This is a genomic window from Kluyvera sp., from assembly GCF_965301105.1.
Genome location: NZ_CBDKZX010000009.1, coordinates 31,567 through 43,772, shown reverse-complemented (window position 1 = coordinate 43,772; position 12,206 = coordinate 31,567). Strand labels below are relative to the sequence as shown.

The window sequence follows — 12,206 nt, the reverse complement described above, 5'->3', positions numbered from 1 at the left end:
GGGTATCAACCAGAACGAAAAAAGGCTGCGATAGCGGATGTATCGCAGCCATTAGAGAGGGGGAGTTTTTACAGCCATTCGCCGTTGCGGATAACGCCAACGGCCAGCCCTTCAATGGAGAAATTCTGCTGACGCAGATCCACCACGATCGGCTTAAATTCGCTGTTTTCTGGCAGCAGTTCGACGACGTTACCCTGTTTTTTCAGGCGTTTGACCGTCACTTCTTCGTCGATGCGCGCGACAACGACCTGGCCGTTGCGTACGTCCTGAGTCTTATGCACCGCGAGCAGGTCGCCGTCCATAATCCCGATATCTTTCATCGACATGCCGCTAACGCGCAGCAGGAAGTCGGCGCTCGGTTTGAACAGCGACGGGTCAACCTGGTAATGGCCTTCGATATGCTGCTGCGCCAGCAGCGGTTCGCCCGCCGCGACGCGGCCCACCAGCGGCAGACCTTCTTCTTCTTCCACCAGCAGGCGGATACCGCGAGAAGCGCCGGAGACAATCTCGATGACACCTTTACGCGCCAGCGCTTTCAGGTGCTCTTCAGCCGCGTTTGGGGAACGGAACCCCAAGCGCTGAGCAATTTCCGCACGCGTCGGCGGCATGCCCGTCTGGCTGATATGATCCCGGATGAGATCAAACACCTCTTGCTGCCTGGTCGTTAACGCTTTCATTCCGCCCCCTGGGTGTATATACAGTTATGCTGTGAGTATATACAGCTAGTGTTTATTTTGAAACCATAAAACGCACGAAATCAGGCAGTTTTCACAGCTTTAGTGGAAATGCGCCCACAGCAGCGTGCCCCAGGTGATCAGCGCGACGAAAATCGCCAGCAGCACCGCCGCCGATCCCATATCTTTTGCCCGCCCGGACAGCTCGTGGTATTCGGAGCCGATACGGTCCACCACCGCTTCCAGTGCACTATTGAGAATTTCCACTATCATCACCAACAGGACGGAGCCGATGAGCAGCACGCGCGTAATCGCGTCGACATCCAGCCAGCAGGCGATAATAATCGCCAGCACCGACGCGACACCCTCCTGGCGGAACGCGGCTTCGTTGATCCACGCCGCGCGAAATCCTTTCCAGGAATAGCCCGCTGCTTTGATGATTCGGGTGAGCCCGGTGGTATTATTGGCCATCTCAAGAACCTTTTTTGTTATTACGTCAATGACAATGCGTGTTATGAAGCGGTAGAACAGAAATTCTGCTGACTTTCTGATATTCTTGCCGCGCATTTGCATGATTAACCAGAGGCTTTACATCGTTTATGTCCGGCTGGCCACGAATTTACTACAAATTACTGAATTTACCATTAAGCGTACTGGTAAAAAGCAAGTCTATTCCCGCAGAGCCTGCACAGGAATTAGGACTTGATACCTCGCGTCCGATTATGTACGTCCTGCCTTATAATTCTAAGGCCGACCTGCTGACGCTGCGCGCCCAATGTCTGGCGCACGATTTACCTGACCCGCTTGAACCGCTGGAAATCGACGGCACCCTGCTGCCGCGCTACGTGTTTATCCACGGCGGCCCGCGCGTGTTCACCTACTACACGCCGAAGGAAGAGTCGATCAAGCTGTTCCACGACTACCTCGATCTGCACCGCAGCAATCCGGATCTGGATGTGCAAATGGTGCCGGTCTCCGTGATGTTCGGGCGTTCGCCTGGCCGCGAAAAAGGCGAGGAAAACCCACCGCTGCGGATGCTCAACGGCTTCCAGAAATTCTTCGCTGTCTCCTGGCTGGGCCGCGATAGCTTCGTGCGTTTCTCGCCGTCCGTGTCGCTGCGCCGCATGGCCGACGAACACGGCACGGACAAAATCATCGCGCAGAAGCTGGCGCGCGTCGCGCGTATGCACTTTGCCCGTCAGCGTCTGGCGGCGGTTGGCCCGCGTCTGCCGGCGCGTCACGACCTGTTCAAAAAGCTGCTGGCGTCGAAAGCCATCGCCAAGGCGGTAGAAGACGAAGCGCGCAGCAAGAAAATCTCGCACGAGAAGGCGCAGCAAAACGCCATTGCGCTGATGGAAGAGATTGCGGCGAACTTCTCCTACGAGATGATTCGCCTCACCGACCGTATCCTCAGCTTTACCTGGAACCGTCTGTATCAGGGGATTAACGTCCATAACGCCGAGCGCGTACGCCAGCTGGCGCACGACGGCCATGAAATCGTCTACGTGCCCTGCCACCGTAGCCATATGGACTATCTGCTGCTCTCTTACGTGCTCTATCACCAGGGGCTGGTACCGCCGCACATTGCCGCCGGTATCAACCTGAACTTCTGGCCAGCCGGGCCGATTTTCCGCCGCCTGGGCGCGTTCTTTATCCGCCGTACCTTCAAGGGCAACAAGCTTTACTCCACGGTGTTCCGCGAATACCTCGGCGAGCTGTTTAGCCGCGGCTATTCCGTTGAATACTTTGTGGAAGGCGGGCGTTCCCGTACCGGCCGTCTGCTGGATCCAAAAACCGGCACACTGTCGATGACCATTCAGGCGATGCTGCGCGGCGGTACTCGCCCGATTACGTTAGTGCCGATTTACATCGGCTACGAGCACGTGATGGAAGTGGGTACCTACGCCAAAGAACTGCGCGGCGCGACGAAAGAGAAAGAGAGCCTGCCGCAAATGCTGCGCGGGCTGAGCAAGCTGCGTAATCTCGGCCAGGGCTACGTCAACTTCGGCGAACCCATGCCGCTGATGACCTACCTGAACCACCACGTGCCGGAGTGGCGCGAGTCGATCGATCCGATCGAAGCCGTACGCCCGGCGTGGCTGACGCCGACCGTCAACAAACTGGCGGGCGAGCTGATGGTGCGTATCAACAACGCCGGCGCCGCCAATGCCATGAACCTGTGCTGCACCGCGCTGTTGGCTTCGCGCCAGCGTTCGCTGACCCGTGAACAGCTGACGCAGCAGCTGGAATGCTACCTGGCGTTAATGCGTAATGCGCCGTACGCGCCGGATGCTACCGCGCCAAAAGCCTCCGCCAGCGAGCTTATCGACCACGCGCTGCAGATGAACAAGTTCGAAGTCGAGAAAGACACCATCGGCGACATCATTATTCTGCCGCGCGAGCAGGCGGTGCTGATGACGTACTACCGCAACAACATCGCGCACATGCTGATTATGCCATCGCTGCTGGCCACCATCATGACTCAACATCGCCAGATCTCCCGCGATCAGGTGTTGAGTATGATCGAAACGCTGTATCCGATGCTGAAAGCCGAGCTGTTCCTGCGCTGGACCCGTGAAGAGCTACCGGCAGTCATTGATACGCTGATCGCCGAAATGGCGCGTCAGGCGCTGATTACCGAGCAGAACGGCGAGCTGCGCATCAACGCGTCACACTCCCGCACGCTTCAACTGCTGGCGGCCGGGGCGCGCGAGACGCTGCAACGCTACGCGATCACCTTCTGGCTGCTGAGCGGCAACCCATCGATGAACCGCAGTACGCTGGAGAAAGAGAGCCGTACGCTGGCGCAGCGTCTGTCGGTGCTGCACGGCATCAACTCGCCGGAGTTCTTTGATAAAGCGGTGTTCTCGTCGCTGGTGCTGACGCTCCGCGATGAGGGCTATATCAGCGACAGCGGCGACGCCGAGCCGGAAGAGACGATGAAGGTTTACCAGATGATGGCGGGCCTGATCACCTCGGACGTGCGCTTGACGATCGAGAGCGTGACGCAGGAAGAGGCGGCACAGTAAAAACAAAAATCCCCGGTCTGTACCGGGGATTTTTTTATTCGCTTATTGGGTGCCGGCCAGGCGACAGTTTCATGCCAAACTCAGAACTGCCAGTAGCTCATCGCCAGTCCAATAAACAGCACCAGACCCACGTAGTTATTGTTCATAAACGCCTGGAAGCACGGCCCACGCTCGCGGTGGCGGATCAGCTTCTGTTGGTAGACGAACAGCGCGCCGGCAATCAGGATTGACCAGTAAAACTCCCAGTTCAGGCCGTTCAACCAGCCGATAAGCGCCATCAGTGCCAGCACGCACGCCTGCAGGATACCGATAATCAGACGGTCGTTATCGCCGAACAGAATCGCCGTGGATTTGATGCCAATCTTCACGTCATCATCGCGGTCAACCATCGCATACTGGGTATCGTAGGCCACCGCCCACAAAATATTGGCCAGCAGCATCAGCCAGCAGCTCAGCGGCAGTGACTCGCTGACCGCCGCGAAGGCCATCGGAATTGACCAGCCAAACGCCGCCCCCAGCACCACCTGCGGCAGGTGGGTATAACGCTTCATAAACGGGTAAACCCAGGCCAGCGCCAGCGCCGCCACCGACAACAGAATGGTCATCGTGTTGAGCGTCAGCACCAGCAGGAAAGAGAGCGCCACCAGCACGATAAACAGCGTACGGGCCTCTTTCTCCGTGACCGCGCCGCTCGGCAGCGGACGGTTGGCCGTGCGTTTCACGTGGCCGTCGAATTTACGATCCGCATAATCGTTGACCACGCAGCCTGCGGCGCGCATCAGCCAGACGCCCGCCACAAACACCGCCAGGATCCACAGCGGCGGTACGCCCGGTGAGGCGACCCACAGTGCCCACAGCGTCGGCCACAGCAGCAGCAGCGCGCCGATCGGTTTATCCGTACGCATCAGTCGATGGTAAGCCAGTAGCTTGTTCTGCTTCAGACTCCACTCCATTCTTCTTCTTCCTCTTAGTACAGCGGCGATGCCAGTAAAAACAGCTCGGTTAACAGCAGCGGTTTACCGCTCAGGCGGAGACGGGAACGACGCCCCCACAGCGCATCATGACGGCCTATCTCAATAAAGTCTCGCGTCAGCGTCGACGACGTAAACAGATAACGACCCAGCGGCGTCTGCCCCAGGTTTTGTAGCGCCAGCTCCGGCCCACAGAGGGTCGACTCTGGCACCACGGTGCGCCCGGCAAGCCACGGCTCACCGCCGACGCACAATAATATTTCTCGCAACCAATAGCGAGACTCTTCTGGCAACAGGTGTTGTTCTTCTACCAGCGCATCGCGGCTGACAAACGCTTCGTTTAAAAGCGTTACGCTAACCGGTTTCCCAAACTGCTCAAACCGTTTGGTCATCGAATCTTCCAGCATCAGCCAGTCGCGCTGAGTGGGTTCAAGCGGGGGAATGACGTCAAAATAGCGCAGCGCGCGCAGTTGCGTCAGTGCAGGGTGCGACATGCCTGTCTCTCCAATACAAAGCGTTTCGCCATTGTATCGCAGAAAGCCGCGGGAGGGGGTGCAGTAATGGTCAAATACGATCATTAGCGCAACAGCAGTGCAACAGTTTGCTTTGCGCTATATGCCGTTCATCATCGCAACCTGAAGGATGAAGCGTATAAAAAAGGTGTGCCCGACAGGGCACACCGAAAGGCTTCGCCTAAACATCGGCGCTGCGGGGAGAACTTACCCCTTGCCTTTTACAGCGCCGATAAAGGTGGAACGAGCAGATTTAGATCCCAGGCGTTCGGCTTCATTCATCAGTTTCAGGGCTTTGTCGATATCCCCTTTCGCCACGGCCTGTTTAATCCCGTTGTTGAAGTAGCTTTCCGTATCGTCGAGCATCGGTTCAGTTTTCGCTGCCGGAGCCGCAACTGGCGCCACGACCGGGGCCGCTGCGGGTGCGCTGGCAACCGGTGCCGCCGTGTTACCGACAGTGACCGGAGCCGGGCCGGAAGAGCCAAACAGCGGGCCAACCAGAACGCTGGAGCTGCTGTTGGTTTTCACCTTCAGCTTCACCAGACCATCGGTGGTGTGTTTAGCGATCGGGTCAGGAATATCCGGCACCGCGTTACCGGTGCCTTTGGCGTAGGCTTTTGCCGGATCCAGCAGCGTTGTGGTTTGCTGGAGATCTTTCTCGGTGGTAAAGACCAGAACATAGAGTTTTTGCTGGCCCAGCGCCGGCGTCAGGCGCATCACCCCTTCCAGACGGTCGGCGCTCATCACGCCAGGCTCCTGGTAGGTGAAGTAGCTGCTTGGGAAGAACGCAGAAGGCGTCATATTCTGGTCAAGAATCAGCACATTCGGCGCAAATACGCTGGTTTGTTTGTTCACTTCGCTGGTCAGCGTCAGCGTCAGCTCGCCAATGTTGGCGGGAACGCTGTAGGCTACGACGTTGCCGGTGATTCCCGGAACGTTCAGGCTTTGACCACCGGTGGAAATTTGGGTGGATTGAACTTTAGATTGATCGACCGGCGTCCAGGTCAGCTGCTGGAGGGCAGCGGTCGGGATGGTCGGCGCGGCGCTGGTGTTTTGCGGCACGTAGTTGACGTCAGCGAGGCTAATGCCCGGGACGCTCGCCATTAATCCAGCGGATAAGCAGAGAGCAACGAGACTTTTTTTCATTTTCATTATGATGACCTCAGAAAGCGTGGTTCTAGCGGTAGCCAGGCAATAGCGCGCTAAACCTCAAGGAACAGAGGGGCTTGCGCCCCTCGTCGGTTGTTACGTCAGGTTAATGCTGAATTACCACCAGATTTCCATCTGTGCACCGAAGGACCACTCATCGTTGTCGCCGCGGCTGTAGGTTTTCGCGCTGGTATCTTTGTAAGCGATACCGTTGTCGTAACCCCATTTCTCATCCCACTTCGCATAGGTTGCGAATACGCGGATAGCCGGACGGGACCAGATGCTGTCGCCAGCCTGCCACTGTTGCGCCAGGGTGATTTTGTACTGGTTGTTGCGATCGCCAGTCTGCTGAGATTTGACGTTGTCGTAGCCGACTTCCATCAGGGTGCTCATGATTGGCGTCCATTTGTACATAGGACGCACACCGACGGTCCACCACTTGGTGCCGTTGCCATCATCGCGGTCGATATTCTGGTACATACCGACGTACATCAGATCAACTTTCTCACCGAGGGAGATTGCGCCGTGATCAAGTACACGCCACATGTCGCCGTTGTTATTGATCTTGTTATCTACCGCACCGATTTCTGCGTCTTTGTCATAGTCGTTGCCGGTGAAAGAGCCCTGAGACAGACCTTTACCCTGCGTGGTCATGGCGTCAGTGGCGTACTGAACAACAAACTTGTTGTAGCCTTTCAACATGCTCTGGGTATGTTCAGCGGTGAACATCCAGCCGTCTTTGGTTGCGCCGTCAGCAAAGCTGTAACCGTCGGTTTTGTTAGCACGACCGTAGTCAACACCCAGCTCCAGCACGCCGTCCGGGTTGGTTTCCAGACCGGCTAAACGGACGTCGAATACGTCGTTCGCTGTGTCTTTGTATTTGCTGTAAATATCATTGCTGGTGAAGATGTAAGAACCACCCGCTTCCTGAGAACGGGTTGCTGCCAGAGACAGTTTACCGAAGCCCAGGTCGATGTTTTCGATACCGGCACCAGGACCCGAGATATCCCAGTAGTAGAAGTCGATCATGTGAACGTCATGACGCTGATAGAAGCGCTTACCGGCCCAGATAGTGGAGCCTGGCAGCCATTCGATCAGGTTTTTACCCTGGACGTTCGCTTCACGGAACGCCGGGTCGGTTGCTTCCCAGTCGTTCTGCTGTGCAACGGAGTAAGCCACGTTGGTGTCGAAGTAGAAGCTCTTATCGCCCTCTTTCCACACTTCCTGACCTAATTTAATTTCAGCATAGGTTTCACATTCGTTACCAAGACGGTATTTACTTTGTGCACCGGTTGCCTGGAAACACTGTTGTTCGCCACCGCTACCCGTCCAGCCAATGCCGGAACGCGCGTAGCCATGAAAATCTACGGCCATTGCCTGAGCAGACATAATGCCTGCTGCGACGGCAACCGCCACGGGGAGTTTGCGCAGAGTAATCATCATTCTATCTCCTGAGATCATTGCTTTTCTTTTCAACATTTCGCCCCTGTATCGCCTTATCGCTGGCGGCGTGGGGGCTGCCTGTTTGCTTTGTTATGGGACGTTTAAACGCCGAGCTCTTTATGCAGCCGACGACATGCGGTGCCATCTTCACGGAACAGATGGCAGCGCTCTGGCGGCAAGCCGATGGCGAATGTGGCTCCCTCTTCGACCAACACCACGTCGTTCTGGCGGTAAACCAGGTTTTGACGGATGGCAGGGATCTGGATATGAATTTGTGTTTCGTTGCCCAGCTGCTCGACAACATGCACCACACCTTCCAGCGTCACATCGGCGATGTGGCTCGGCATCAGGTGCTCCGGGCGAATGCCCAGCGACATGTTGGCGCCAACCTGCACGTTGTTACTCTCGACCGGCAGCCAAATCTGCTGATGGTTCGGCAGCTCGACCTGCACCTGATCGATGGCGGTGGCAGTAACTTTCACCGGCAGGAAGTTCATCTTCGGCGAGCCGATAAAGCCCGCGACGAAACGGTCAGCCGGGTAGTGGTACAGCTCGAGAGGTTTACCGACCTGCGCCACGCGGCCGGCGTCGAGCACCACGATTTTGTCGGCCAGCGTCATGGCTTCGACCTGATCGTGGGTGACGTAAATCATCGTGCGGCCCAGACGTTTGTGTAGGCGGGAAATTTCAATACGCATCTGTACGCGCAGCGCAGCGTCGAGGTTAGAAAGGGGTTCATCGAGCAGGAATACGCGCGGTTCGGCAACCAGCGTACGACCAATCGCCACGCGCTGACGCTGGCCGCCGGACAGCGCCTTCGGTTTACGTTCCAACAGGTGGGCTAACTGCAGTACTTCAGAAACCTGGGTCACGCGCTGGTTAATCACGTCTTTTTTCGCGCCAGCCAGCTTCAGGCCAAAGGACATATTTTCAGCAACGGACAGATGGGGATATAACGCGTAGGACTGGAACACCATCCCCACGCCGCGCTCGGCTGGCGGTACGTCGTTCATGCGGGTATCGCCGATCATCAGATCGCCGCTGGTGATGGTTTCGAGGCCTGCGATCATACGCAGCAGCGTAGATTTACCGCAGCCTGATGGCCCGACAAACACCACGAACTCCCCTTCCTGGATATCAAGGTTGATATCTTTTGATACCACCACGTCGCCCCAGGCTTTCGTTACATTGCGTAGCTGTACGTTCGCCATGCCCTTCTCCCTCGTTACAACTTGTCACCAACAGACACATTCAAGATGGGCTGACTATGCCTTACACATCATTGAGGGGAATCCTCCACCCCCCTTGTTTTTTATGGGGGAGGAGACGGGAGGATGAGAAGGCGCGCTCTGCCCCCGATGACATCGGGTCAGGACTAAAATCGTGATGGGGGCGACAAAAAACGGCGCTTTTTTTTGTGCGCCAGGACGCATAACTGGGATTTATGTTATGGCGATCACACTAATAGCCCCGAGGGCGTAGAGGTCAGGAGGATGGAAAGGGGTTGCTAAAAAAGGAAACTCATCGATGTTAAACCACCTCTGTGTATCCACAAGTACATCACCTGGAAAGGACGGGATATATGAAAATCAAAACTGGCGCTCGCATCCTCGCGCTGTCCGCATTGACTACGATGATGTTTTCCGCCTCGGCTTTGGCAAAAATCGAAGAGGGAAAACTGGTTATCTGGATTAACGGCGACAAGGGCTATAACGGCCTGGCCGAGGTCGGTAAGAAATTTGAAAAAGATACGGGCATTAAAGTGACCGTAGAACACCCGGATAAGCTGGAAGAAAAATTCCCGCAGGTTGCGGCAACCGGCGACGGCCCGGACATCATCTTCTGGGCGCATGACCGTTTCGGCGGCTACGCGCAGTCTGGCCTGCTGGCGGAAGTGACGCCGGACAAAGCGTTCCAGGACAAACTCTACCCGTTCACCTGGGATGCCGTGCGCTATAACGGCAAGCTGATTGCTTACCCAATCGCGGTCGAAGCGCTGTCGCTGATTTACAACAAAGACCTCGTACCGAACCCGCCGAAAACCTGGGAAGAAATCCCGGCGCTGGATAAAGAGCTGAAGGCGAAAGGTAAATCCGCGCTGATGTTCAACCTGCAAGAACCGTACTTCACCTGGCCGCTGATTGCTGCCGACGGCGGCTACGCGTTCAAGTTTGAAAACGGCAAGTACGACGTGAAAGATGTCGGCGTTGATAGCGCTGGCGCGAAAGCGGGCCTGACCTTCCTGGTTGACCTGATCAAAAACAAACACATGAACGCGGATACCGACTACTCCATCGCTGAGGCAGCCTTCAACAAAGGCGACACTGCGATGACCATCAACGGTCCGTGGGCGTGGTCCAACATCGATAAGAGCAAGGTGAACTACGGCGTAACGCTGCTGCCAACCTTCAAAGGCAAGCCGTCTAAACCGTTCGTTGGCGTTCTGAGCGCCGGCATCAACGCCGCGAGCCCGAACAAAGAGCTGGCGAAAGAGTTCCTCGAAAACTACCTGCTGACCGACCAGGGTCTGGATGCAGTGAACAAGGACAAACCGCTGGGCGCCGTGGCGCTGAAATCCTTCCAGGATCAGTTAGCGAAAGACCCGCGTATCGCGGCCACCATGGATAACGCCCAGAAAGGCGAAATCATGCCGAACATCCCGCAGATGTCTGCATTCTGGTATGCCGTTCGTACCGCAGTGATCAACGCCGCCAGCGGTCGTCAGACCGTCGATGCTGCGCTGAAAGATGCACAGGGTCGTATCACCAAGTAATACCTGTCGTTCCCTCTCCCGGTGAGAGGGAAACACTCCCCCTCTCCCTCAGGGAGAGGGACGGGGTGAGGGTTGTTTAAATCGCTGTAGAGGAAGATCCCCATGGATGTCATTAAAAAGAATCATTGGTGGCAAAGCGACACGCTGAAATGGTCAGTGATTGGTCTGCTGGGCCTGCTGGTGGGTTACCTTGTAGTTTTAATGTACGCACAAGGGGAGTACCTGTTTGCCATCATGACGCTGATCTTAAGCTCAGCGGGCCTGTACATTTTCGCCAACCGTAAGACCTACGCCTGGCGCTACGTTTACCCTGGCATGGCCGGGATGGGGCTGTTCGTCCTGTTCCCGCTGATTTGTACCATCGCCATTGCCTTTACCAACTACAGCAGCACTAACCAGCTTACCTTTGAGCGCGCCCAGCAGGTCCTGATGGACCGCAGCTATCAGGCGGGCAAATCCTATAATTTCAGCCTCTTCCCGGCGGGCGACGAGTGGCAGTTGGCCCTCACCGACGGTGAAAGCGGGAAAAACTACCTCTCCGACGCCTTTAAATTTGGCGGCGAACAGAAACTGCAGTTAAAAGAAACCGAAGCGCTGCCGGGCAGTGAACGTGCGCAGCTGCGCGTGATTACCCAGAACCGCCAGGCGCTGAACCAGCTGACCGCCGTTCTGCCGGATGAAAGCAAAGTCACCATGAGCTCGCTGCGCCAGTTCTCCGGCACCCAGCCGCTCTACACGCTGGCCGACGATGGCTTGCTGACCAATAACCAGACTGGTGTGAAATACCGCGCCAACAACGACATTGGTTTCTACCAAACCGTTAACGCCGACGGCAGCTGGGGCACCGAGAAGTTAAGCCCAGGCTACACCGTCGGTATCGGCTGGGATAACTTCACCCGCGTCTTTACCGACGAGGGCATCCAGAAGCCGTTCGTCGCCATCTTCGTCTGGACGGTGGTCTTCTCGGTGCTGACCGTGATCCTGACCGTCGCCGTCGGCATGGTGCTGGCCTGCCTGGTACAGTGGGAAGCGCTGAAGGGCAAAGCCATCTACCGCGTCCTGCTGATTCTGCCGTACGCTGTGCCGTCGTTTATCTCGATTCTGATTTTCAAAGGGCTGTTTAACCAGAGCTTCGGTGAAATCAACATGATGCTGAGCGCGCTGTTCGGTATCAAACCGGCCTGGTTCAGCGACCCGACCACCGCGCGTTCGATGATTGTTATCGTCAACACCTGGCTGGGCTACCCGTACATGATGATTCTGTGCATGGGCCTGCTGAAGGCGATTCCGGACGACCTGTATGAAGCCTCGGCAATGGATGGCGCCGGTCCGTTCCAGAACTTCTTTAAGATTACGTTCCCGCTGCTGATTAAGCCGCTGACGCCGCTGATGATCGCCAGCTTCGCCTTTAACTTTAACAACTTCGTGCTGATTCAGCTGTTGACCAACGGTGGCCCGGACCGTCTCGGCACCACCACGCCAGCCGGTTATACCGACCTGCTTGTGAGCTACACCTACCGCATCGCCTTTGAAGGCGGCGGCGGCCAGGACTTCGGTCTGGCGGCGGCGATTGCCACGCTGATCTTCCTGCTGGTAGGCGCACTGGCCATCGTGAACCTGAAAGCCACGCGTATGAAGTTTGATTAAGGGAGACA

At 56.5% G+C, this 12,206-nt stretch carries 10 protein-coding genes; 3 read left to right on the top strand and 7 right to left on the bottom strand.

Annotated features, from left to right (window positions below; genetic code table 11):
* Positions 1–68: 68 nt before the first annotated feature.
* Together lexA and ACW14G_RS06060 are read right to left on the bottom strand one after the other, a co-directional pair.
* Complete coding sequence (gene lexA / locus ACW14G_RS06065) at positions 69–677, bottom strand: transcriptional repressor LexA (RefSeq protein ID WP_064546646.1); 609 nt, start codon at positions 675–677, stop codon at positions 69–71.
* Between the two features lie 99 nt (positions 678–776).
* Positions 777–1,145: a diacylglycerol kinase gene (locus ACW14G_RS06060; protein WP_064546644.1), complete on the bottom strand. Its 369-nt coding sequence runs from the start codon at positions 1,143–1,145 to the stop codon at positions 777–779.
* A gap of 128 nt (positions 1,146–1,273) precedes the next feature.
* On the opposite strand from ACW14G_RS06060, the gene plsB reads away from it, so the two are divergent.
* Positions 1,274–3,703 carry a glycerol-3-phosphate 1-O-acyltransferase PlsB gene (gene plsB / locus ACW14G_RS06055; protein WP_167577118.1) on the top strand — a complete coding sequence of 810 codons (2,430 nt, stop codon included), beginning with the start codon at positions 1,274–1,276 and terminating at the stop codon, positions 3,701–3,703.
* Positions 3,704–3,783: 80 nt separating this feature from the next.
* On the opposite strand, the gene ubiA is transcribed toward plsB, so the two are convergent.
* From ubiA to malK, 5 genes are all read right to left on the bottom strand, one after another.
* Positions 3,784–4,656, bottom strand: a complete 873-nt coding sequence (gene ubiA / locus ACW14G_RS06050; protein WP_163447545.1) for a 4-hydroxybenzoate octaprenyltransferase — start codon at positions 4,654–4,656, stop codon at positions 3,784–3,786.
* Positions 4,657–4,670: 14 nt separating this feature from the next.
* Entirely contained in the window at positions 4,671–5,168 is a 498-nt protein-coding gene (gene ubiC, locus ACW14G_RS06045) for a chorismate lyase (RefSeq protein ID WP_249022469.1), read from the bottom strand.
* A gap of 225 nt (positions 5,169–5,393) precedes the next feature.
* Positions 5,394–6,338, bottom strand: a complete 945-nt coding sequence (gene malM, locus ACW14G_RS06040; protein ID WP_167577121.1) for a maltose operon protein MalM — start codon at positions 6,336–6,338, stop codon at positions 5,394–5,396.
* Between the two features lie 114 nt (positions 6,339–6,452).
* The gene (locus ACW14G_RS06035; RefSeq protein ID WP_455648542.1) at positions 6,453–7,778 is read right to left on the bottom strand and encodes a maltoporin; all 1,326 of its coding nucleotides are present in this window, start codon (positions 7,776–7,778) and stop codon (positions 6,453–6,455) included.
* 101 nt (positions 7,779–7,879) lie between these two features.
* Positions 7,880–8,989: a maltose/maltodextrin ABC transporter ATP-binding protein MalK gene (gene malK / locus ACW14G_RS06030; protein ID WP_064546630.1), complete on the bottom strand. Its 1,110-nt coding sequence runs from the start codon at positions 8,987–8,989 to the stop codon at positions 7,880–7,882.
* Between the two features lie 371 nt (positions 8,990–9,360).
* On the opposite strand from malK, the gene malE reads away from it, so the two are divergent.
* On the top strand, positions 9,361–10,551 hold the full coding sequence (gene malE / locus ACW14G_RS06025; protein ID WP_163447549.1) for a maltose/maltodextrin ABC transporter substrate-binding protein MalE: 1,191 nt from the start codon (positions 9,361–9,363) through the stop codon (positions 10,549–10,551).
* A gap of 102 nt (positions 10,552–10,653) precedes the next feature.
* A complete protein-coding gene (gene malF / locus ACW14G_RS06020) occupies positions 10,654–12,198 on the top strand; it encodes a maltose ABC transporter permease MalF (protein ID WP_163447550.1) in 1,545 nt (514 codons plus the stop codon).
* Positions 12,199–12,206 lie beyond the last annotated feature (8 nt).